Annotated in this window: 18 protein-coding genes; 5 read left to right on the plus strand and 13 right to left on the minus strand. The window is 52.3% G+C overall.

The features are described 5' to 3' along the window. Positions 1-4 precede the first annotated feature (4 nt). Together ACTHSN_RS09205 and sstT are read right to left on the minus strand one after the other, a co-directional pair. Positions 5-1,861, minus strand: a complete 1,857-nt coding sequence (locus ACTHSN_RS09205; RefSeq protein WP_440365274.1) for an ABC transporter ATP-binding protein — start codon at positions 1,859-1,861, stop codon at positions 5-7. Between the two features lie 225 nt (positions 1,862-2,086). After that, positions 2,087-3,310, minus strand: coding sequence for a serine/threonine transporter SstT (gene sstT / locus ACTHSN_RS09210; protein ID WP_070461031.1), 1,224 nt, complete (start codon positions 3,308-3,310; stop codon positions 2,087-2,089). A gap of 448 nt (positions 3,311-3,758) precedes the next feature. Here sstT and ACTHSN_RS09215 point away from each other — a divergent pair, with 448 nt between their 5' ends. Further along, the gene (locus tag ACTHSN_RS09215) at positions 3,759-5,600 is read left to right on the plus strand and encodes an autotransporter assembly complex protein TamA (RefSeq protein ID WP_070461028.1); all 1,842 of its coding nucleotides are present in this window, start codon (positions 3,759-3,761) and stop codon (positions 5,598-5,600) included. A 78-nt stretch (positions 5,601-5,678) separates the two neighbouring features. Continuing rightward, positions 5,679-9,827: a translocation/assembly module TamB domain-containing protein gene (locus tag ACTHSN_RS09220; RefSeq protein ID WP_070461026.1), complete on the plus strand. Its 4,149-nt coding sequence runs from the start codon at positions 5,679-5,681 to the stop codon at positions 9,825-9,827. A gap of 422 nt (positions 9,828-10,249) precedes the next feature. Here ACTHSN_RS09220 and ACTHSN_RS09225 read toward each other — a convergent pair whose 3' ends face one another. The 8 genes from ACTHSN_RS09225 to ACTHSN_RS09260 all read right to left on the minus strand — a co-directional run bounded on the left by ACTHSN_RS09225 (position 10,250) and on the right by ACTHSN_RS09260 (position 16,922). After that, positions 10,250-10,828, minus strand: coding sequence for a sigma-70 family RNA polymerase sigma factor (locus ACTHSN_RS09225; RefSeq protein WP_070461023.1), 579 nt, complete (start codon positions 10,826-10,828; stop codon positions 10,250-10,252). Between the two features lie 142 nt (positions 10,829-10,970). Continuing rightward, positions 10,971-11,657, minus strand: coding sequence for an HvfC family RiPP maturation protein (locus ACTHSN_RS09230; protein ID WP_219089208.1), 687 nt, complete (start codon positions 11,655-11,657; stop codon positions 10,971-10,973). Then, positions 11,647-12,489, minus strand: coding sequence for an HvfB family MNIO-type RiPP peptide maturase (locus tag ACTHSN_RS09235; RefSeq protein WP_070461018.1), 843 nt, complete (start codon positions 12,487-12,489; stop codon positions 11,647-11,649). The genes ACTHSN_RS09230 and ACTHSN_RS09235 overlap by 11 nt, the downstream gene beginning before the upstream one ends. Before the next feature lie 86 nt (positions 12,490-12,575). Continuing rightward, complete coding sequence (locus tag ACTHSN_RS09240; protein WP_070461015.1) at positions 12,576-12,893, minus strand: HvfA family oxazolone/thioamide-modified RiPP metallophore; 318 nt, start codon at positions 12,891-12,893, stop codon at positions 12,576-12,578. 96 nt (positions 12,894-12,989) lie between these two features. Then, the gene (locus ACTHSN_RS09245; RefSeq protein ID WP_004519155.1) at positions 12,990-13,439 is read right to left on the minus strand and encodes an HvfX family Cu-binding RiPP maturation protein; all 450 of its coding nucleotides are present in this window, start codon (positions 13,437-13,439) and stop codon (positions 12,990-12,992) included. 222 nt (positions 13,440-13,661) lie between these two features. Next, a complete protein-coding gene (recQ, locus tag ACTHSN_RS09250) occupies positions 13,662-15,971 on the minus strand; it encodes a DNA helicase RecQ (protein WP_070461013.1) in 2,310 nt (769 codons plus the stop codon). 217 nt (positions 15,972-16,188) lie between these two features. After that, positions 16,189-16,524 carry a zinc ribbon domain-containing protein YjdM gene (locus tag ACTHSN_RS09255; RefSeq protein WP_070461010.1) on the minus strand — a complete coding sequence of 112 codons (336 nt, stop codon included), beginning with the start codon at positions 16,522-16,524 and terminating at the stop codon, positions 16,189-16,191. Positions 16,525-16,583: 59 nt separating this feature from the next. Further along, positions 16,584-16,922 (minus strand): hypothetical protein, encoded by a 339-nt coding sequence (locus tag ACTHSN_RS09260; RefSeq protein ID WP_004519158.1) that lies wholly within the window; start codon positions 16,920-16,922, stop codon positions 16,584-16,586. Between the two features lie 443 nt (positions 16,923-17,365). On the opposite strand from ACTHSN_RS09260, the gene ACTHSN_RS09265 reads away from it, so the two are divergent. Continuing rightward, on the plus strand, positions 17,366-18,322 hold the full coding sequence (locus ACTHSN_RS09265) for a DUF2167 domain-containing protein (RefSeq protein WP_107792279.1): 957 nt from the start codon (positions 17,366-17,368) through the stop codon (positions 18,320-18,322). A 65-nt stretch (positions 18,323-18,387) separates the two neighbouring features. On the opposite strand, the gene gltX is transcribed toward ACTHSN_RS09265, so the two are convergent. Continuing rightward, positions 18,388-19,782, minus strand: coding sequence for a glutamate--tRNA ligase (gene gltX / locus ACTHSN_RS09270; protein ID WP_107811080.1), 1,395 nt, complete (start codon positions 19,780-19,782; stop codon positions 18,388-18,390). Positions 19,783-19,947: 165 nt separating this feature from the next. Between gltX and ACTHSN_RS09275 the strand changes: the two genes are divergently transcribed. Both ACTHSN_RS09275 and ACTHSN_RS09280 read left to right on the plus strand, forming a co-directional pair. Then, entirely contained in the window at positions 19,948-21,042 is a 1,095-nt protein-coding gene (locus ACTHSN_RS09275; RefSeq protein WP_070646467.1) for an ABC transporter substrate-binding protein, read from the plus strand. Positions 21,043-21,148: 106 nt separating this feature from the next. Beyond that, complete coding sequence (locus ACTHSN_RS09280) at positions 21,149-21,406, plus strand: hypothetical protein (RefSeq protein WP_049344932.1); 258 nt, start codon at positions 21,149-21,151, stop codon at positions 21,404-21,406. 64 nt (positions 21,407-21,470) lie between these two features. On the opposite strand, the gene ACTHSN_RS09285 is transcribed toward ACTHSN_RS09280, so the two are convergent. Both ACTHSN_RS09285 and arsC read right to left on the minus strand, forming a co-directional pair. After that, positions 21,471-22,127, minus strand: a complete 657-nt coding sequence (locus tag ACTHSN_RS09285) for a YdcF family protein (RefSeq protein WP_070584448.1) — start codon at positions 22,125-22,127, stop codon at positions 21,471-21,473. Between the two features lie 25 nt (positions 22,128-22,152). Then, complete coding sequence (gene arsC / locus ACTHSN_RS09290; protein WP_004519164.1) at positions 22,153-22,512, minus strand: arsenate reductase (glutaredoxin); 360 nt, start codon at positions 22,510-22,512, stop codon at positions 22,153-22,155. Positions 22,513-22,642 lie beyond the last annotated feature (130 nt).

Genomic DNA, 22,642 nt, shown 5'->3' on the forward strand with positions numbered 1-22,642 from the left:
GCGTTTAATTGTTTTCCCACTCGACATGCTCACTCAAGAAGCCGCCGCTTTGGTGCGCCCAAAGTTTGGCATACAGGCCTTGTTTCTCGAGCAACTCGGTGTGGCTGCCTTCTTCGATGATGCGGCCTTTGTCCAAGACGATGAGGCGGTCCATCGCAGCGATGGTGGAGAGGCGGTGGGCGATGGCAATCACGGTTTTGCCTTCCATCATTTTGTCGAGGCTTTCTTGGATGGCGGCTTCGACTTCGGAGTCAAGCGCGCTGGTGGCTTCGTCAAGCAATAGAATCGGCGCGTCTTTAAGCATAACGCGGGCGATGGCGATGCGTTGGCGTTGGCCGCCGGAAAGTTTCACGCCGCGTTCGCCAACGTGCGCATCATAGCCGCGTCGGCCTTTGGCATCGCTTAAGTTAGGAATAAAACCGGTGGCCTCGGCGCGTTCGGCGGCAGAAATCATTTCGGCTTCGGTCGCATCGGGACGACCGTAGATAATGTTGTCGCGCACGGAGCGGTGCAGCAGGGAGGTATCTTGCGTCACCAAACCGATTTGGGCGCGCAGACTTTCTTGGGTAACGCTGTCCACGTTTTGGCCGTCGATCGAAATCGTGCCGCTTTGCGGTTCGTAAAAGCGCAGGAGCAGGTTGACGATGGTGGATTTGCCCGCGCCGCTGCGGCCGATCAAGCCGACTTTTTCGCCGGGTTTGATGTTCAGATTAAAGCCGTTGAGGAGCGGTTTGCCTGCTTCGTAGGAGAAATCGACGTGATCAAACTTGATTTCGCCTCGGGTGACTTTAAGCGGCAGGGCTTGCGGTTTGTCGAGGATGGTGTGGGGTTTGGACAGGGTAGCCATGCCGTCGTTGACGGTACCGATGTTTTCAAACAATCGGGCGGATTCCCACATGATGTATTGCGACAAACCGTTCACACGCAATGCCATGGCCGTGGCGGTGGCTACCGCGCCTACGCCGACTTGGCCGTGATACCAAAGCCAAATACCCAAGGCGGTCGTACCGACGGTCAGCGAGCTGTTGACGATAAAACTGCAGGTATACAGCAGCGTTGCCAAACGCATTTGGGCATGGACGGTTACCATAAACTCTTCCATCGACTGCTTGGCATAAGCGGCCTCGCGTGCGCCGTGGGAGAAGAGTTTGACAGTAGCGATATTGGAATAGGCGTCGGTAATGCGGCCGGTCATCAACGAGCGCGCATCAGCTTGGCGTGCAGCGGTTTTGCCGAGTTTGGGAATCAGGAAGCGCATAATCATCGCGAATCCAATCATCCAGCAGATAAACGGCACGATAAGCCAGGCATCGAATGAGGACAGAATCACGCCGGAAGTGATGAAGTACACCAGCACATACACAACCATATCGGCGACGGTCATCACGACATCGCGCAGCGCCAGCGCGGTTTGCATCACTTTGGCGGACACGCGTCCTGCAAATTCGTCCTGATAAAAGCCCAGGCTTTGACCCAGCATCAGGCGGTGGAAATTCCAGCGCAGGCGCATGGGGAACACGCCTTGCAGGGTTTGCAGGCGCACATTGGAAGCGAAAAAGGTCCAAACGGCAAAAAATGCCACCATGGCCATCATGCCGATTAATGCATGGCCTTTTTCGACAAACAGCGTTTGCGGCGTATAAGTGCCGAGCCAGTCGACTACCTTACCCATAAATTGGAACATCAAGGCTTCCATGATGCCGACGCCGACCGTAAACACGGCCAACACGGCAATCCATTTGCGCACGCCTTCAATGTTGCTCCAAATAAACCGCCACAACCCTTTTTCTGGCGTTTTCGGAGCGGCTTCGGGATAAGGGTCGATGCGGGACTCGAACCATGAGAATATTTTTTTAATCATTGTTTTTGCAAATGTGATAAGACGGTCAGGCCGTCTGAAAGAGGTGTTCAAATACATTCAAGACTGTATTTTACGGGAAAAATCCGACTGATGACAGCGTATACCGTCAGTCCGATCAAACCAATCTATCGGCTTAACCATCTAAAAATCCCTTTGATTGGCATAAAACAAAGGCCGTCTGAAACTTTTCAGACGGCCTTTGCTGGATTTAGGTTAACCCTAAAATCACTCTTTACGTTGACGGCCCAAATCGGCAGCGGCAGTAAACAAAACGTCGGTGGAAGAGTTCAACGCAGTTTCTGCAGAGTCTTGAATCACGCCGATGATGAAGCCGACAGCAACCACCTGCATGGCCACATCGTTATCGATACCGAACAGGCTGCACGCCAAAGGAATCAGCAGCAATGAGCCACCGGCCACACCGGATGCACCGCACGCGCTGACGGTGGCCACCAGGCTCAGCAGCAGGGCAGTGGCGAAGTCAACCGTAATGCCTTGCGTGTGCGCCGCAGCCATCGCCAAAACGGTAATGGTGATTGCCGCACCGGCCATATTGATGGTTGCACCCAATGGAATGGAGATAGAGTAAGTGTCTTCGTGCAGGCCCAGTTTTTTCGCCAATGCCATGTTCACAGGGATGTTGGCGGCGGAAGAACGGGTGAAGAAGGCATACACGCCGCTTTCGCGCAGGCAGGTAAACACCAGCGGGAAAGGATTGCTGCGGATTTGCGTCCACACAATAATCGGGTTGACCACCAAAGCGATAAACAGCATACAGCCGAGCAATACGGCCAACAGCTGCATATAGCCGGCAAGCGCTTCAAAACCGGTTTCCGCAATAGTAGAAGACACCAAGCCGAAAATACCCAGCGGCGCAAAACGGATAATCCACTTCACAACCGTCGAAACGGTATCGGCCAAGTCGGCCGCCACTTGGCGGGTCGTATCCGAACCGTGATGGCGCAAAGCCGCGCCCAATACCAAAGCCCAAGCCAAAATGCCGATATAGTTGGCATTGGCCAGCGCGTTAATCGGGTTGGCCACCAAATTCATCAGCAGCGTTTTCAGCACTTCGACAATGCCGGAAGGCGGCGCAACGGATACATCGCCGGCCGTACGCAGAATCAGCGTGGTCGGGAATGCCATACTGGCAATGACTGCCACCACAGCCGCAGCAAACGTACCGAAAATATACAAAATCAAAATCGGTTTGATGTGAGCCTGATTGCCTTTTTGGTGTTGCGCAATGGCGGCAGTCACCAAAACAAATACCAAAATCGGCGCGATAGCCTTAAGCGCACCGACAAACAGGCTGCCCAGCAGTCCTGCGCTGATACCGACTTGCGGCGAAACTGCACCCACAATAATACCTAAAACCAAGCCGATGGCGATTTGCGCCACCAGGCTGACGCGATTGAGCGCGTTCAAAATCGGATTGCCACTTGCCATATCCGTTCCTTCAATTTAAAGATATGTTAAAAAAGTCTTACATTCTAAAATAAAAAATCATTTGTCGGCGAGGTTTTCATGCACACCTCACAAAAACGGCATTAAAGTTTAACATTTATGACACAATTGGCACTTTATGCCAAAAATACAGTCAAATCTGCTCAAACCCTACTCTTAGAATATACCCATACCGTTGCTTTATTCTCTATATCTTGCTTTCAGACGGCCCGAAATCTGCGCCATAAGGCCGAATACAAAGGCAACTTCACCAGTAAAAATACAAAAACATAAATATTACAATCAGATAGAAACAAACCAAAATCCGCCCTTTAAGTCGCATTTGACAACGTTATCGCGCTAAATTTCCGTTTATAACCATAGCCTGAAACCTTGCAGAAATAATGTTAAAATCCCCAAACTGAAGAATTGTCGCTGTCGAACACACATCATGACCAAACTGACCTACCCTGTTTTATTTGCATCATTGGCGCTCGCCTACGGACACGCGTTGGCAGTAGATACTTCCGTTCCCAAAGCGGAAGACTACGAGGCTGTTCCCGAATCCGAAATGCCCAAGCAGCCCAAAGACGACCAAACAGGCAAACTCAAGCCCAAATTCCCCGTCAAAATCGACACCCAAGACAGCGAAGTCAAAGAAATGCTTGAAGAATACCTGCCGCTGATTACCCAGCAGCAGGATGAGGAGCTGGACAAAGAGCAGGTCGGCTTCCTCGCCGAAGAGGCGCCCGACAACGTCAAAACCATGCTCCGGACCAAAGGCTACTTCAACAGCAACGTCAGTATTCAAGACCACGGCGAGAGCTACACCGTCAACGTCACCCCCGGCCCGCGCACCAAAGTCGACAACGTCAGCGTGGCCATCCTCGGCGACGTATTGAATGACGACAACTTGGCCGAGTACTACCAAAATGCGATGGAAAACTGGCAGCAGCCCGTCGGCGAAAACTTCGACCAAGACGGCTGGAATGCGAGTAAAACCTCCGTCCTCAGCGCGGTAACACGCAAAAAATATCCATTGGCGAAACTCACCACCACCCAGGCCACCATCAATCCCAATACCCAGAAGGCCGACTTAAACGTCATCGTGGAGAGCAACCGCCCGATTTACTTCGGCGAGTTCCAAATCACCGGCACGCGCCGCTACCCTGAAAGCGTGGTTTCCGGCATGGCGCGCTTCCAACCCGGTTCGCCTTACGACTTAGACAAAATCCTCGACCTGCAACAGGCGCTCGAACAAAACGGCCACTATTCCGGCGCGTCCGTACAAGCCGACTTCGACCAACTGCAAGGCGACCGCGTTCCCGTCAAAATCAACGTGACCGAAGTCAAACGCCACAAACTGGAAACCGGTATCCGCTACGACTCCGAATACGGAATCGGCGGCCGCATCGCCTACGACTATTACAACCTCTTCAACAAAGGCTACATCGGTTCGGTCGTTTGGGACATGGACAAATACGAAACCACGCTGGCCGCCGGTATCAGCCAGCCGCGCAACAACCGCGGCAACTACTGGACCAGCAACGTTTCCTACAACCGCTCGACCACGCAAAACCTTGAAAAACGCGCCCTGACCAGCGGTATTTGGTATGTCCGCGACCGCAACAATATCGATGCCCGCTTCGGCCTCGAATTTATTACCGAAGACCGTAAAGTCCCCGACACCAGCTACGATTTGGGCCGAAGCCATGCCACCATGCTGACCGCCTCATGGAAACGGCAAAGCATCGAAACCGAGCTGCATCCTCAAAACGGCTACTACCTCGACGGCAAAATCGGCACGACTTTGGGCAAACTCCTCTCCTCCACCCAAATGGCACGCGCTACAGCACGCGCAGGCTATTTCTTCACGCCTGAAAACAAAAAACTCGGTACATTCATCGTACGCGGACAGGCAGGCTACGTTTATGCCCGCGAAGGCGAAGAAGTACCGTCCAGCCTGATGTTCCGCACCGGCGGCGCGACTTCCGTACGTGGTTACGAACTCGACAGCATCGGCTTGGCAGGCCCCAACGGCTCCGTCCTGCCGCAACGCGCCTTGGTGGTCGGCAGCCTCGAATATCAATTCCCGGTTACCAAAAGCTTCTCCGGCGCCATCTTCCACGATGTCGGCGATGCGACAAGCAACTTCAAACACATGACCTTAAAACACGGTACCGGCTTGGGTGTGCGCTGGTTCAGCCCGGTTGCGCCGTTCTCCTTCGACATTGCCTACGGCCATCACGACAAGAAAATCCGCTGGCACATCAGCTTAGGCACAAGGTTTTAACAAACATACACCATCCATTCTTTCAGATGGCCTCAGCCATTCCAGGCCGTCTGAACAACAGACAAACAGAAAAATATCATGACCGATACTGCAAACACTTCCACGCCGTCTGAACAACAGCCCGCCCCGCCAAAGCGCAAAAAACGCCTGTTACGCGGCTTTGTCCTGTCCGCCTTGAGCGTATTGACCGTTTCTGCCGGCGCAATCGGCTGGCTGGTCGGTACGGAATCGGGTTTGCATTTCGGTTTGTACAAGATCCCGTCATGGTTCGGCGTCAAAATCTCTTCGGACACACTGAAAGGCACGCTGATTGAAGGTTTTGAAGGCGACAAATGGTTGATTGAAACAGAAGGTGCGGATGTCAAAATCAGCAGCTTCCGCTTTGATTGGAAACCGTCCGAGCTGTTCCGTCCGTCTTTGCACATTACCGAAGTCGTGGCCGGCGACATCGCCATTGTGACCAAGCGCACGCCGCCCAAAGAAGAAGAGCCTTCAAAAGGCCTGCCTGACAGCATAGACCTGCCCGTTACCGCCTATCTCGACCGTTTGGAAACCGGCAAAATCAGCGTAGGCAAGCGTTTTGACAAGCAGAGCGTCTATCTCGACCATCTGCACGCAGCCTATCATTACGACAAAAAAGAACACCGCCTCCACATCAAAACCGCCGACACGCCCTGGAGCAGCTCGACAGGCGCGGTGGTGCTCGGTTTGAACAAACCCTACGTCCTCAATACCGCCATCTACACCAAAGGCCAGCTTGAGGGCGAAACCATACACGGCACGGTGCGCCTGTGGGGCAGCCTGCAAGACGTGTACACCGACCTACTGCTCGACGGCGACAATGTTCATTTGTCTGCCAAATCCACCATCCACCCATTCGCCGACAGCCTCAACGAAACCGTCGGCGAAATCCTGGTTAAAGGTTCCAACATCAATCCGCAGGCCTTCCTGCCCACCCTGCCCAAAGCGCGCCTGAATTTCGACGCCACCACCATTCCGTCCTTTACCGACGGCGTTGCGTTGGAAGGCTCGATTGACTTGGAAAACGACCAAGCCGGTTTTGCCGATGAAAACCATATCCCCGTCAAACGCATCCTCGGCGAATTCATCGTCGACGATAAAGGCACGGTCAAAATCGAAGACATCGGCGTCGGCCTGCTCAAAGACGGCAGCATCGATGTATCCGGCTCTATCGATACCGCCCAAGACCAACTCAAACTCGCACTGGGCATCAACAATACCGGCGCAGACGACTTTGTCCGTCAAAACATCGCAGGCCGTCTGAACGGCAGTATCGACGTCAAAGGCGAAACCTCCTCCCCCGTCGTCAACTGGAATCTCGACAGCGGATTCGCGCGTACAGACGGCATGCTGTTTTTCCAAACCGACAAACAGCTCGGCCAGCGCACACTCAAGCTCGACAAAGTCCGCCTGGTTCCGCAAAACGGCGGCGAACTCAACGCCAAAGGCTCGCTCGAACTCTTCAAAGACCGCAAACTGCAGCTGGACATCGTCAGCAAAGCCTTCAACCCTGCGCGCATCGATCCGCAGCTTCCGCAAGGCAGCGTCAACGGCAACATCAACTTGACCGGCATACTGGCGCAAGAGAAATTCGCCGGTAAAATGCAGTTCGCACCGAGTACGCTCAACGGCGTTCCGCTCAGCGGCAAAGCCGACGTCGCCTATGAAAACAAACACCTCTCGCGCGCCCTGACCGACCTGACCCTCGGCAGCAACATCGTCAAAACTAACGGCAGCTTTGGCAAAAAAGGCGACCGCCTCAACCTCAACATTACCGCCCCCGATTTGTCGCGTTTCGGCTTCGGCTTGGGCGGCCTGCTCAACGCGCGCGGCTACATCTCCGGCAGTTTTTCAGACGGTCTCAAAACCCTTGAAGCCGATTTGAACGGCGAAGCGCGCAACTTCAAAGTCGCCGATACCGTCAACATCCGTACCCTCGACTTCAAGCTTAAAGGTTCGCCCGACACCAACCGTCCGTTGAGTGCCGATATTAAAGGCGAACACATCGCCGTCTCCGGCGGCGCGGCCATGATTGACAACGTCAACCTGCTCATCAGCGGCACAGGTTCGCACCACCACATCCGCGGCAACAGCAGCATGGCGGTGGACAACAAACGCTACAAGCTCGACCTCGACGCCACCGGCGGCCTCAACAAAGACCAAACCCAATGGAAAGGCACGGTAGACACGCTCGACATCAACGGCGCGTTCAACCTCAAACTGCAAAACCGCCTCAACCTCGAAGCCGGCAGCGAACGCGTTTCCCTCAGCAGCGCGCGCTGGGCGGCCATGGGCGGCAACCTCAACCTGCAAAATTTCGTTTGGGACAAGAAAGCCGGCATTACCAGTAAAGGCAGCGCACAAAATCTGCACATTACCGAATTACACAACTTCTACACTCCGCCTATCGAACACAACCTCGTCTTGGGCGGCGACTGGGATTTGGCGTACAGTCAAAACGCGCGCGGCTTTCTCAACATCAACCGTCAAAGCGGCGACATCATCCTGCCGAGCAAAGACCCGAAAAACAAACAGCCTTTGGGGCTTTCCGCACTCGCCCTGCGTACCCGTTTCCAAAACGGCCGCATCGACAGCACGCTGGAAGGCAACACCCGCTTCGGCAAAGTTGACGGCACGCTCGGCATCGCCCAGCAGTTCGGCAACAACATCAACAACGCCCCTGTCAGCGGCAAAGTCAATATCAGCATTCCCGATTTGGGCTCGCTCAAATCCTTTATGCCGGCGACAGCCCAAGGCATTGCAGGCCGTCTGAACGCGACCGCCACCATCGGCGGCCGACTCGGTTCGCCTACCGTCAACAGCAACCTCGACCTCCAAACCAATTACGGCCGTGCCGACGGTACTGTCAACATCGGTCAGGGTACCAGCTTCGACACCGCCCCCCTGAGCGGCAAACTCAACCTGAACGTTGCCAACCTCGAAGTCTTCCGCAACTTCCTGCCCGTCGGCCAAACCCTCAAAGGCCGTCTGAACGCCGCCGTCAACTTGGCAGGCCGTCTGAACGATCCGCAACTGAGCGGCCTGATTAATGGCGACAACCTCTATTACCGCCATCAAACCCAAGGCCTGATTCTCGACAACGGCGTATTGCGTTCGCGCCTGCAGGGTCAAAAATGGGTGATCGACAGCCTCAAATTCCACCGTAGCGGCACGATTGAGCTCAAAGGCGCGGTCAACCTTGCCAATGCCAACCCCGATGTCGACGTAGACATCGTCTTCGACAAATACCGCACCCTCTCGCGGCCAAACCGCCAACTGCAGCTCTCCGGCGCGGCCAAAGTCCTCTACAATCCGGAAAAAGGCGTATCGCTCAACGGCACGCTCAACACCGACTACGGCAGGTTTGGTTCGCAAAAATCCTCCATGCCGACCCTCGATGACGACGTGGTTGTACTGGGCGAAACCAAAAAAGAAGCAACGGCCACCACGCCGATTAATCTGAACCTTGTCTTGAACATCAACGACAATGTCCGCTTTGTCGGCTACGGCGCAGACGTTACCATCGGCGGCAAACTGACCATCACGTCCCGCCCCGGCGAAGCCGTCCAAGGCGTCGGTACCGTGCGCGTTGTCAAAGGCCGCTACAAAGCCTACGGCCAAGACCTCGACATCACCAAAGGTGCGGTTTCCTTCGTCGGCCCGCTGACCGATCCGAACCTTAACATCCGTGCCGAACGCCGTCTCTCCCCGGTCGGCGCAGGTGTCGAAGTTCTCGGCAGCCTCAACAATCCGCGCGTGACCTTGGTTGCGAAGGAAGCCATGAGTGAAAAAGACAAACTCTCCTGGCTCATCCTCAACCGTGCCAGCAGCGGCAGCGACGGTGACAACGCCACGCTCTCTGCGGCCGCCAGCGCGCTGCTTGCCGGCCAAGTCAACGACCGCATCGGCCTCGTGGATGATTTGGGCTTTACCAGCAAACGCAGCCGCAACGCTCAAACCGGCGAGCTCAATCCTGCCGAACAAGTCCTGACCGTCGGCAAACAGCTCACCAACAACCTCTACGCAGGTTACGAATACGGCATCTCCAGCGCCGAACAATCCGTCAAACTCGTGTACCAACTGACCCGCGCCATCCAAGCCGTTGCCCGCATCGGCACGCGCTCGTCCGGCGGCGAGTTGAAATACACCATCCGCTTTGACAACTGGTTCGGCAAAGACGAACCCGAGCCGGAAGAACAACACTAAAAGCCGTGAAAAAGGCCGTCTGAGATTCATCTTTCAGACGGCCTTTATCTTGTTCTACCGTATCAAAATCCGCAGCCATGCCTCAAAAAACAAAGGCCAACGGCGCAAGTTTGAAAATAAATGCAGCTAAAAAAGTGAGCGGCCAGCCACGGCTTATTCCAAGTTAGCGATAAATAAGCAGATACAAAAAGGCCGTCTGAAACTGACAGGGGCAGGTTTCAGACGGCTTTTTTGAATCATCGAAACATCTTATGCATGGCATTGCTGATTAATTCGAGCTGTTTCTTATATTCGCGGCAACGGGGGCAGAGAGACAGGTGCACAGCGAGGGCAATGCGGTTAAAAAGACTGAGGCGTACTTGGTCTTGCTGTTTGGAAATCAGATCGGTTATTTTGCGGCATTTTTTCATGGCGTTTTCCTGTCAGGCATGGGAGAACCATTTGATTTGCAGGCACTGGCGCAAGGTTTCGCGCGCGCGGTGCATGATGGTGTGATAGTTGGCATGGCTGATGCCGCATTGCTCGCGGATTTCATCGCTTGAAAAACCGAGAATTTCTTTCATAGTAAACACGCGGGCGGTGTTTTCCGGCAGATGGTAGAGGCAGGTCTGTAAAACTTGGTAGAACTCTTTATTGTTCAAACTGGCTTCGGGCGAGTCCCAACCCTGAGGCTGTCCTTCGTCCGTCCAATGACCGTCGGCGGCAAAATGTCCTTCAAAGGCTTCATCCAAGGCTTCCTCGTCGCGCGTGACGAAAACTTGGCGTTGCCGCCCGATTTGGCGCAGGCAGTCGGTAATTTTGTTTTTTAAGATTGCAAACAGCCAGCTGCTCACTTGGGCGCCGCCTTTGAAACCCTCGGCCGCACGGTAAGCGGAAAGCATGGTTTCCTGTACGAGGTCTTCCGCCAAATCGGGGCGGTCGGGCAGCTGGATCTGGGCAAAGCGCAGCAGCAGTTTGCGGGATTCGGCAAGCTCGGCATCGGTCAGTTCGGGTAGGGCCATAATGTATCAGTATGAAATGAATGATCAATATACTTTTGATTTTACGCTGATACGGCAAGAGCATGCGATTGAATCTATAAACGATTTCAGTAGTATTTTTGTTTTACCGAAACCGACTGCGCCCGTTTCAGACGGCCTTGATTTATGCCGCAACCAAAATGCCCTGTTCCCACCAATCCGTCCATTTCTGCCTTAATGCGTCCTGCCAAGCGTTTTCAGACGGCATGAACTCTGCCAGCATGGTTTGCAGGCCGTTTAGGGAAGTGGGCGTCTCTGCCAGCGTTTCCAGCAATAAGGCGTCGAAACCGTCGAGGGTTTGGTACATCACGTCGTCTTCCTTATCGCGCCACACCAAAACGGCGGTTTCCGCCTCATGCAATTCGTCCGTCACGTCATACTGATAACGGCGCACAAAGGCGGCGGGAGAAAGGGTGTAAGCCAAATCGTCTGAATCGGTATGGACTGCTTGGCTGTCGGTTTGCGCGGTTTCGGCGAGCAGCTGGGTGTGTTCAAAGTCCATCAATGCCAAGAGGTCGTCTGAAAGCGGCAGACTTTGGCAATATTGGAGGAACTCGCCGGGGATTTCTTGAAAATAGGGCGTTTGGGCGCGCGCGTCACGGACGAAACCTTCTTTCAGACGGCCCCATTCTTCGCTGTCAAAGTATTGCAGCGTTTCGGTATAACAGCGGTCGATAAAGCTGTGAATATTGTTGCGTATCAGGCGGATATAGACGTTCAGACGCTCTTGCGGCAATCCGTCTTCGGCTTTGCCTTCGCGTATGGCTTGGGCAAAGCGGTGTTGATATTGGGCGGAGGTTTCAGGCTGCACGGCGGTATTCCTTTCCGGCACGCATTTGATAGTCGGCGATTTTAGCGACTTCGGCTTCGAGTTCGGCAAAAGGCGGGAAATTGAAATCGCGTTCCAACAGGGTGGGCGGAATCGTCGGCAGTTTGGCATAGGCCAGTTCGAGTAAATCCCAAACGGTCGGCAAAACCGCCGCGCCATGCGTATCAATCAACAATTCCGGCGTTTCGACGTCATGTCCGGCAATGTGGATATAGCACACGCGCTCTGCGTCCACATTTTCTAAAAAGGCTTCGGGCGACAACAGGCCGTGATTGACGGCGTTGACGTAAATATTGTTCACATCCAAATGAATGCCGCAGTCGGCTTCACGGGCAACCGCGTTGAGGAACTCGACTTCGTTCATCTCGGCAAGCGGAGAATGCAGGTAGTAGGAGGTGTTTTCCACGGCGATGCGGCAGCCCAAACGGTCTTGCACTTCGCGGATACGGCGCGCGGTATGTTTCACCATCTCATCAGTGAAAGGCAGCGGCAACAAATCGTAAAGATGACCGCCGTCGTGGCAATAGCTCAAATGGTCGGAGAAAAACGTGCAGTCATAACGGCGCATCATTTCTTTGATTCCGTCTATCAAGGCAGTATCCAGCGGTGCTTGTCCGCCCAACGACATGGATAATCCGTGCAACGCCAGCGGCAGCCGTTCCGCCACGCGGTCAAACTGTTTGCGCGCCCTGCCGCCCATTTTCAGCCAGTTTTCGGGGGCGGCTTCGATAAAGCGTATCGGGCTGTCGTCTGAAAGCGAGAGGAAGTCTTCCGCCAAGTCGCGGCGGTAGCCCAAGCCTGCGTGTTGAATCATGGTGATGTCCTGTTATGATGCCGTATGAACGACAAAGTCGCATTTTTGTTTATAAAATGCGACTTTGTTAAAGGTATGTTGCAGGATTATTTAGAACCGCATTTACCTTCGCCGCATTTACCTTCTACTACTTTGGCAGCTTTAGCTTTAGATGCTTTGCCTTTTTTAGCGTGGGCTTTTTCCACGGTTGAACCGCATTTGCCTTCGCCACATTTGCCTTCGCTTGCTTTAGAAACAGCGCTTGCACCGCATGAACCTTCACCGGCTTTAACCGCACCGCAAGAGCCTTGAGCAGATTTTTGAACACCTGCTTTGCTGCTGAACGGTTTATCAGCGGCAACAACGCCGGCAGCCAGAGACAGGGACAGTGCACCGGCCAAAGCAGCAGCTACATTTTTTTTCATTTTAACTTCCTTTTTAAAATACGAGTTTAAATAAATCAAGGGATAATATCGGGCATTTAAAGTCGGCCCGCGACCATTAATCCTTAAAGATAATCCTTAAAGAAAATGCTTGATACGGCAACAGCGTTTCTTCAGCAGGGCATCCAAAGACAGACGGCCTGCGCCCTGCAATAGGACAGGAAATAAAACCACCAAATAAATCAGTGCTATTTTATAACCGTTGTCGCACACATTGTAACCCAAGCCGGCATGTACCGCAGACCATGCGACAGCCGTTACGACCATCAATCCCAGCGCGGACAGCCGCGTTGCCAAGCCGACGATGAGCAGCGCAGGCAAAACCAGTTCCGCCCACATGGCCAAATTCCAGTTGACCGTATCCGACAACAAATTGAACGGAAAGGGAAATTGACTGTTTATTTCTGCAAACCAGTTTTCCCCGTTCCATTTTTCCAAACCGGACTCAAGAAATTCATACGCGGCAAAAAGCCTGAGCGTCAACAAACCGAAAGCAGCCTGCCAAGAGGGGTTGGATGAGGTGTTCATTTATTTTCCTAATCAATGTGTGTTGAATGGGATGGGACGAAAAATCAATCGGCACCATCCCATATTTCATGCCTGTTTAGACGCGGCAGCTTTAAAAAACTGACGAAATAAATAAAGTTATTTTCTTATTCATTGTTTTATAAAGATTAAAAATTCAAAAGGCCGTCTGAAACACCATGCTTGATTGGGTTTCAGACGGCCTTTAATGATGAACGCGGTCAATCAATCCGCTTGTTTACACAATTCGACAATTTCTGCGCCGTATTTGTCGATTTTCTCCTCATTCATGCCGTGGATTTCCGCCAACTCCGCCAAATCTTGCGGCCGTCGGGCGGCAATCGCGCGCAGGGTAACTTTGCTGCATATCTGATAGGCTTCGAGGCCTTCATGGCGGGCAGTATCGATGTTCCACTGAAGCAGGCAGCGCATCAATCGGCGTTTGCGTTTGTCCTCTTCACTCAGGCCGTCTGAAAACGGGCGGCAGATGTTTAAAATGCCCTCGCCGTATTGCTCTATACGTTTTTCGCCGAGCTTATACACACCTAAAAGGTCGATGGGTTCGGCAGGCGTATTGGTCAACAAATCATCCATGCTTTCGTTGGAGAATACCGTACCCAGCGTTACTTGATCGGCACTTGCCTGCTGCTCGCGCCAAGTTTCCAAAGCCCGTTTTAAGGCCTGTTCGCGCTCGCTCAAGCTGTGGATAACTTGTGCGCTGTCTGTGGAAACCGTACCGGCTTCAGCCGTTTCGCAAACGTCGAGTATCTCCAAACCGAATTTATTGATTTTCGCCTCACCCAAGCCGTAGATTTGATGTAAATCTTCCAACCTTCGGGGCATTTTTTCGACAATATCGCGCAGGGTTTTGTCGCCGCAAACCACATAGGCCGGCACTTCCTCTGCCCGGGCGCGTTGTTGCCGCCATTGACGCAATGCCTGCCACAAACGCTCTTCGCGCTCGGTACGCAACCAATCGTCTTTCGGTTTTTGGGTAGCCGTTTTTTCGCGGCGCAGTGGACGCAACATAACTTCGGTTTCGCCCTTGAGGACTTTTTTTGCCGCTTCGGTCAGCTGCAGGGCTTGATGTTGCTCGACATTGACGGTGAGATAGCCCAAGCTGATGCACTGGCGGATAACGCTGCGCCATTCTTTGTCAGTCTGTTCGCTGCCAATGCCGAATGTGGATAACTTGTCATGGCCGTTGCGCTGTATCCAATCGTCGCTTTTGCCGCGCAAAAGGTTGGTGATGTAACCAGCGGCAAAACGTTGTCCGGCGCGGTACACGCAGCTGAGTAATTTTTGCACCAACACCGTACCGTCAAACCGCACGGGCGGATGCAGGCAGTTGTCGCAATGGCCGCAGGGTTCGGATTCTTCGCCGAAATGTTTGAGCAGCAGTACGCGGCGGCAGGCGGCGGTTTCGCAGACGGAAAGCATGGCATCGAGTTTTTGCATTTCGATTTGCTTTTGCACTTCGTCGCTGTTGCCTTCGGCAATCCGTTCTCGCAGCAACACCCAATCGTTCAAGCCGTAACACAGCCAGCTCACGGCAGGCAGCCCGTCCCGGCCGGCGCGTCCCGATTCCTGATAGAAATGTTCGACACTCTGGGGCATATCGAGATGGGCGACAAAGCGCACGTCGGGTTTGTCTATGCCCATGCCGAACGCCACGGTCGCCACCACGATAATATTGTCTTCATGCGTAAAGCGGCGTTGGTTTTCCTCGCGCACGTCCATGCTCAAACCGGCATGATACGGAATCGCCTCCAAGCCGTTTTCACACAAAAACTGCGCCACATCCTCGACTTTTTTGCGGCTCAAACAATACACAATGCCGCTTTGCCCATGCATCTGCTTGCGGATGAAATCCAACAATTGTTTTTTGCCATTATTTTTTTCGATAACCTGATAATAAATATTCGGACGGTCAAAGCTGGAGATAAATTCGGGCGCATTGTCCAAGTGCAGATAATGCTTGATGTCGGCGCGCGTGGCCGCATCGGCGGTAGCGGTCAGGGCGATGCGCGGGACGTTCGGATAGCGTTCGGCAAGCATGCCGAGCTGTTGATATTCGGGGCGGAAATCGTGTCCCCATTGGCTGACGCAATGCGCCTCATCAATAGCAAACAGGCTGACGGTTTGTTGGTCGAGAAAACGCAAAAAGCGGTCGGTAACCAAGCGTTCCGGTGCGACATAAAGCAGTTTCAGACGGCCTTGGGCAAGCTTGTCGGCAATATCGCGCGCCTCATCTGCCGATGTGCTGCTGTTGACTGCCGCCGCTTCAATCCCGGCCACATGCAGGCTGGCTACTTGGTCGTTCATCAGCGCAATCAGCGGCGATACGACAACCGCCACGCCTTCGCACATCAGCGCCGGAATCTGGTAACACAAAGACTTGCCCCCGCCCGTCGGCATCAGCACCATCAAACTCTCGCCACCGGCCAAAGCATTGACGATAGCCTCCTGCTTGCCACGAAATTCGGGATAACCGAATACTTCGTGCAAAATCTGTTTGGCGGTCGGCTGAGGCATAATGGTTCCGTAGAATAGGGGAAAGCGTTATTTTAACGGTTTTGCACCCGCGTATGTGCGGAACATTTTGCCACCGCTTTTTCAGACGGCCTGAAATTCAAATCTATTCAATTTATTTAAGTTTAAATAAAGATTTATTTTATTTTGAATGAAATATACAAAGGCCGTCTGAAATCCTAATCTTCGGATTTCAGACGGCCTTTCAAAAATAAAATCTTTAGGCTTTTTTGACGAACTCAGATTTCAAGTTCATCGCGCTGCCATCGATTTTGCAACCGATATTGTGGTCGCCCTCTTGTAAGCGGATGCCTTTGACTTTGGTGCCTTGCTTGATAACCATAGAGCTGCCTTTGACTTTCAAATCTTTAATCAAGACAACCGTATCGCCATCTTGCAAGACTGCGCCGTTGGCATCTTTGACTTCCAAGGCATCATCGCTTGCAGCCGCAGCATCGGCCTCGTTCCACTCATGGGCGCACTCAGGGCAAACGTATTGAGTGCCGTCTTCGTAAGTGTATTCCGAGTGGCATTTCGGGCAGGGGGGTAGGGACATGAGGTTTCCTTATAAATATGATAAAAGAAGCGTAAAACGCAAATAATACAATGTCTAAATTATTGATTCGCCTTGCTGCCGCCTACGCCGTAAACGGCATTCCAAGCCGCGTCCAACATCTGGCCGGCTTGTTGCAGCTTGGCATTTTGCTGCTCTTTCTGAGCCAAGGCCGTCTGAATTTCGCCTTTCAAACGGTCAATATCGGATTGTGCGGCCTGTAAACGGCGCTGCGCGCTTTCCAAATCGCTTTGCAGGGAAATGATTTTGCTGTCGTTGCTGTTTTGCTCATGCAAAGCGGCACGGTAAACCGATTGGACGGACAGCAAACGGTCTTCCGCCTCACCGGCATACGCGGCGGCGGCAGATAGCATCATCAGGGCAAGTAAGGTTTTTTTCATGGGTTTTCCTTTAAAGTTGTTGATTTGTAAAGTAAAGTGCAGAGCCGATTTTTCAGCCGCCAAGTTTACATAATATGCTTGTTGGTCTTTGTTCTTGACGGCTTATTTTATCCAATCCGGACATTCAGGCTGCCGATAAAAGTTAATTCAATCAACTGTTGTGGCAGGCAGGCGGCTATTATTTTCTCATATTCTCCGCCTTATTCCATTATTTTCTGGTTTTATTATAAAAGGCCGTCTGAAAAATTTTCAGACGGCCTTTTTGAGTTTCACAATGATGGCTCTGCCTCTCGTCAAAAAGCTTTCCTGTATTTTTTAAATTACAGTCATATTTAAATATGTAAATATGATTTATTTATTGTAAAATTTACCCTTTAGTCATGCCGGAGCATATGGTGTTGCGGCTGTCTGCATCTTTTTAATTCTTCTTTCATGAGAACCCTATGATGAAAAGCAACCGTCTCGCCTATGCCGTTTTGGCAGCCCTACTATCTATCCAAACCCTACCGGCTTCTGCAGCCAACGCTGATACCGCTTCTGCCGTTGAGGCATCCGGGCAAGAAGCGCAACAAGCCTCAGACTCTATCGCAAACTACGTTGACGACCAGATCGTCCAAGGCCCAGCAACCGTTGATTTGGGCAATCAGGCCAAACTGAAACTGCCTGCAAAAATGGTCTTTGTGAAAAAAAATCGCGCCAATGCCATGATGAGGGAAGCAGGCAACGCCACAGACCCCAACCGCTACGGCCTGATTCTCCCCGAGTCGGAAAACGAGGACGGTGATACTAATTGGATGGTAGACCTAACCTTTACCGATTCCGGCTATATCAAAGACGATGATGCCAAAGAATGGGATGTTGAGGCCATGCTCGAGCAACTGAAAGAAGGCACCGAGGAACAAAATAAAGAGCGTGCCTCCCGCAACCTGCCGGAATTGGAAACACGCGGCTGGGTAGAAAAACCGCAATATGATGCAAAGACCCATCGTCTGATTTGGTCGATTGACGTTCTGAATAAAAACGAACCCGATCCCAATCCTGCCATCAACTACAATACTTTCCAGCTGGGACGCGAAGGCTATATTGAATTGACTATGATCACCGATTTGAAAAGCATAGATCAATACAAACCTATTGTGCAAGAATTGTTGGGTAATATCGAATTCAATGAAGGCAAGCGCTACAGTGATTTCAATGCCGCAACCGACAAAGTGGCTGAATACGGACTGGCTGCCTTGGTTGGCGGTATCGCTGCAAAAAAACTGGGATTATTAGCTTTGGTCGGCGCATTACTGGCTAAATTCGGCAAACTGATTATTTTCGGTGCTGTTGCAGCAGGCGCATTGTTTAAAGGCCTGTGGCGCAAAAAAGATAAAAATAAACTGAACGAAGAAGAATAAATAAATCCTGTTCAAAATAAAAAGGCCGTCTGAAACATTTCAGACGGCCTTTTATCATTCATGCCTTACGAACGGATCCGTTTCAACACTTCTTCTTTGCCGATTAATGCCAATACGGCATCGACGCTTGGGGTTTTTGCCGTACCGCAGACAGCGAGGCGCAGGGGCATACCGAGTTTGCCCATTTTGATGCCTTCTTCGTCGCAGAAAGGTTTGAAGAGATCGTGGATGGCTTCGGCGTTCCAGTCTTCCAGCCCTTCGAGGCGTTCGGCAAAGCGCAGCATACGGGCGGCGGCTTCGTCGTCCCAGTGCTTCTGCACGTCTGCTTCGGCCGGCGTTTGTTTGACGTAGAAGTAGAGGCACTCGTCGGCAAGTGTGTTCAGGTCTTGGGCGCGGTCTTTGACCAATGCCAACACGTCTTCCAAAGCAGGCTTGCTTGTTTCATGGATATCGCGCAGGGCGAGGCGCGGTTTCACCATTTCGGCCAGTTTTTCGTTGGCGGTGATTTTGATGTGTTCGCCGTTAATCCAGTAGAGTTTCTTCAAGTCCATACGGCTTGGGGATGGGGAAACGTCTTTCAAATCAAACCATTCGATGAATTGTTCCATCGTGAAGAATTCATCATCGCCGTGCGCCCAGCCCAAGCGTGCTAGATAGTTGAGCATGGCTTCGGGCAGGATGCCCATTGCGCCGAAATCGGTAATGGCAACGGTATCGCCGCTGCGTTTGGAGATTTTTTTGCCTTGTTCGTTGAGAATCATCGGCAGGTGGCCGTATTCGGGCAGGTTTGCGCCGATGGCTTTTAAGATGTTGATTTGTTTCGGGGTGTTGTTCACATGATCGTCGCCGCGGATAACGTGGGTAACGCCCATGTCGTAGTCGTCCACGACAACGCAGAAGTTGTAGGTCGGCGTGCCGTCGGCGCGGGCGATAATCAGGTCGTCAAGCGCTTCGTTGGGAATGGAGATTTCGCCTTTGACCAAGTCCGTCCATTTGGTGACGCCGTCCAAAGGTGTTTTGAAACGGACAACGGGTTGCACGTCGGCAGGGATTTCTGGCAGGGTTTTGCCTTCTTCCGGACGCCAGCGGCGGTCGTAAGTCGCCGTGCCTTCTTTTTCGGCTTTCTCGCGCATGGCTTCCAGCTCTTCTTTGCTGCAATAGCAGTAGTAGGCATGGCCTTTTTCTAAAAGTTCGGCGATGACTTCTTTATAGCGGTCGAAACGGCGGGTTTGGTACACGACGTTGTCGGCGTTGTCGTAGTTCAGGCCGACCCATTTCATGCCGTCGAGGATGATGTTGACGGACTCGGCGGTAGAACGCGCCAAGTCGGTGTCTTCGATACGCAATAAGAATTCGCCTTTATGATGGCGGGCAAACGCCCATGAGAACAGGGCGGTGCGTACGCCGCCGATGTGCAGGTAGCCGGTTGGGCTGGGGGCGAAACGGGTTGTGACGGTCATGATGGCTCCAAAGTCTTTGAAAACAGGTATTTTACTTTTTCGGCAAGGTTTAAACAATGTACGGCCGTCTGAAAATAATATCGGCGCAGAAGGACCGTCTGGAAACTTTTCTCCTGAAAACAAATCAAATATAATGATAATTATTTTTTTTTAAAGGATCCGCTCATGAACAAACGCGCTTTATTTGCCGCCCTCGCCCTCCTGCCCCTTTTTGCCCAAGCCGAAATCAAAACTATCAAAGACGTATTGGGACGCGAAGTCAAAGTCGATGTCCCTGTCAAACGCGCGGTTTTGGCGTTTTACTATCCCGACTATATCGCGGTAACGGGCGCGGACAAATTTAAAAACGTCATCGGAATTTCGCGTGAGTTTTGGGAGAAATTCAATCCCGGCAGCTGGGCGATGTTCAAACAGAAGCTGCCTACGCTGCAAAACATTGCGGACATCGGCAACATCAGCACCGGCACGTTTTCACTGGAGAAAACGCTCGCGCTCAAGCCGGACGTATTGATTCTGGCCGACTGGCAGTATAAGGCCGTCGCCACCCACCTGCCGCGCATTGAAGCGGCAGGCATACCCGTCGTCGTGGTCGATTTCAACGCCGAAACCGTCGCGCGGCACACGCGCAGTGCGGAAATTTTCGGCGAACTCAACGGTACGCAGGCGCGCGCCCAAAAAATTGCCGCCGAATACGCCCGAGGCATTGCCGACATCCAAAAACGCGTCGCGCGCGCCAAGCAGTCCAAACCGAAAATCTATATCGAGTTCGGCGACAAAGGCCCGTCCGAATACAGCTACACCTTCGGCAAAGATATGTGGGGCGCGATTGCCGACACAGCAGGCGGCAACAATATCGCCGCGCCTTACGTTAAAAACTGGGGACCGATAAACCCTGAAAAATTCCTGACGGCCAAACCCGACGTCATCGTCATTTCGGGGACGGAAAACGGCCATAAAGACAAGCCTGGCATTATGGCGATGGGCATAGGCATCAGCCAGGCCGATGCGCAACGCCGCCTGGCCGGATTTGTCAAACGCAAAGGCTGGGCAGACATTCCTGCCGTCAAAAACAAACGCGTTTACGGCATCTACCACACCGCCTCCCGCTCGCTCACCGATTTGGCCAGTGCGCAATTTATCGCCAAAACCCTGTATCCGCAGCAGTTTGCCGACATAGACCCAAACAAGACCTATCTGGACTTCTACCGCAAATACCTGCCCGTCGTGCCGGACGGTACGTTTTACATCCGATTGAAATAGCGGCTGCAAAAATCATAGGCTCAGGCCGTCTGAATATGTATGCTATACTAATAAGGCTTTATTATGTATAATTATTATTCTTTTTATTTAATGTATTGGACAAGATATGACTGAACAAAACCAAATCGGCCATCAACAGGCTCCGATTGTAAGCGTCAAAGAATGGTTGATAACAAACTTGATTTTGATGATTCCGCTGGTCAATATAGTTATGATGCTTGTATGGGCATTCAGCTCAAACACCAATCCGAATAAAGCTAATTATTTCAAGGCTTCCTTGATTCTGTTTGCCATCGTAATGGCAATTTATCTGGTACTGGCTGTAGTCTTTTTTGGCAGTGTAGCTGCAAATCAATATCAATAAGTAAGCATACATTTAGGCCGTCTGAAACCTAAAAGGATTCAGACGGCCTTTTATTCCCATCAGCTCAACCACCTATCCAATTCCAAACCGCATCGCTCCATTTGCCGATACGGTAGAGAAACAAAGAATAGCTCTCCTGCATCAGGAACTTGGCTTTCTTGCTGCGCTCATCAAAGCGCGTGGTCGGTGTGGCGGAGAACTGCGCGTCTGACAAGCCTAAATCGGCGGCCATTTCTTCGGCGCGCGCCAAATGATACGGGTCGCTGACAACGATAATGCTGCCGACTCCGTTGGCGTGCATGATGGGGACGATATTGCGCAGGTTTTCGTAAGTGTTGCGCGACGTGTTTTCAAACAGGATATTGTGCGCCGGTATGCCCTGCTTGAGCGCGTATCGGCGCCCCACTTCGGCTTCGGTCATGAATCCTTTTTTGGGCGTACCGCCGGTGAAAATGATTTTGCCGACCCGATGGCTTTGGTAGAGCGTGATGGCGTGGTTGATGCGCTCACGGAACACCGGCGACGGGCGTTTGTCCCACGCCGCCGCACCCAACACTACCGCCGCATCGGCATGAGCGTCCTTCGGCAAGGTTTGCAAACCTGTCCGGTAAATCTGCCATGTGCCACTCAAAAAAATACCGCACACCAACAAAACGCTCAAAGCAAGGCCGCGAAATAGGTAGTATCGCAAGCCATTGCGGCTTTTAAGCAGGGAAATCATCTTCAGACGGCCTTATCCAACCCCGTCAGCCGAGTAGGGCGGCAATGTTTTCCAACGGACGGCCGATGGCTGCGCGCGTAGGCGTTACCAAAACGGGACGCTCAAGCAGGGCAGGGTGTTCGGCGATTGCCTGAAGCAGGGCGGCATTGTCCAAATCGGGATTGTCCAAACCCAATTCTTTGTACAAATCGTCTTTCGTGCGCATCATGCCGCGCACCGACTCGATGCCGAGTTTGGCAAACATATCCTGCAAAGTCGCCAAATCGGGCGCGGTATCCAGATATTTGACTACGTCGGCGGCAACGCCTTTTTCTTCGAGCAAAGCCAGCGCGGCACGCGATTTGCTGCAACGCGGGTTGTGATAAAGTGTGAATTCAGACGGCATGAAAGTCTCCGTATTATTGCAAAATCATTCAATGATTGCGGTTATTATCGTCTGCAACTGATTTTTACTCAAACTTTTTACCTGATATCTTGATGTGAATCGGTAGGCATGCCCACCAAACCGTTTTACA

The organism is Neisseria sp. P0009.S010, from assembly GCF_051958545.1.
GTDB classification, from domain to species: Bacteria; Pseudomonadota; Gammaproteobacteria; order Burkholderiales; family Neisseriaceae; genus Neisseria; species Neisseria subflava_A.

Coding starts and splice junctions, on each gene's coding strand:
- ACTHSN_RS09205 (WP_440365274.1), bottom strand. CDS start 1,861: ATGATTAAAAAAATATTCTCATGGTTCGAGTCCCGCATCGACCCTTAT.
- sstT (WP_070461031.1), bottom strand. CDS start 3,310: ATGGCAAGTGGCAATCCGATTTTGAACGCGCTCAATCGCGTCAGCCTG.
- ACTHSN_RS09215 (WP_070461028.1), top strand. CDS start 3,759: ATGACCAAACTGACCTACCCTGTTTTATTTGCATCATTGGCGCTCGCC.
- ACTHSN_RS09220 (WP_070461026.1), top strand. CDS start 5,679: ATGACCGATACTGCAAACACTTCCACGCCGTCTGAACAACAGCCCGCC.
- ACTHSN_RS09225 (WP_070461023.1), bottom strand. CDS start 10,828: ATGGCCCTACCCGAACTGACCGATGCCGAGCTTGCCGAATCCCGCAAA.
- ACTHSN_RS09235 (WP_070461018.1), bottom strand. CDS start 12,489: ATGATTCAACACGCAGGCTTGGGCTACCGCCGCGACTTGGCGGAAGAC.
- ACTHSN_RS09240 (WP_070461015.1), bottom strand. CDS start 12,893: ATGAAAAAAAATGTAGCTGCTGCTTTGGCCGGTGCACTGTCCCTGTCT.
- ACTHSN_RS09245 (WP_004519155.1), bottom strand. CDS start 13,439: ATGAACACCTCATCCAACCCCTCTTGGCAGGCTGCTTTCGGTTTGTTG.
- recQ (WP_070461013.1), bottom strand. CDS start 15,971: ATGCCTCAGCCGACCGCCAAACAGATTTTGCACGAAGTATTCGGTTAT.
- ACTHSN_RS09255 (WP_070461010.1), bottom strand. CDS start 16,524: ATGTCCCTACCCCCCTGCCCGAAATGCCACTCGGAATACACTTACGAA.
- ACTHSN_RS09260 (WP_004519158.1), bottom strand. CDS start 16,922: ATGAAAAAAACCTTACTTGCCCTGATGATGCTATCTGCCGCCGCCGCG.
- ACTHSN_RS09265 (WP_107792279.1), top strand. CDS start 17,366: ATGATGAAAAGCAACCGTCTCGCCTATGCCGTTTTGGCAGCCCTACTA.
- gltX (WP_107811080.1), bottom strand. CDS start 19,782: ATGACCGTCACAACCCGTTTCGCCCCCAGCCCAACCGGCTACCTGCAC.
- ACTHSN_RS09275 (WP_070646467.1), top strand. CDS start 19,948: ATGAACAAACGCGCTTTATTTGCCGCCCTCGCCCTCCTGCCCCTTTTT.
- ACTHSN_RS09280 (WP_049344932.1), top strand. CDS start 21,149: ATGACTGAACAAAACCAAATCGGCCATCAACAGGCTCCGATTGTAAGC.
- ACTHSN_RS09285 (WP_070584448.1), bottom strand. CDS start 22,127: ATGATTTCCCTGCTTAAAAGCCGCAATGGCTTGCGATACTACCTATTT.
- arsC (WP_004519164.1), bottom strand. CDS start 22,512: ATGCCGTCTGAATTCACACTTTATCACAACCCGCGTTGCAGCAAATCG.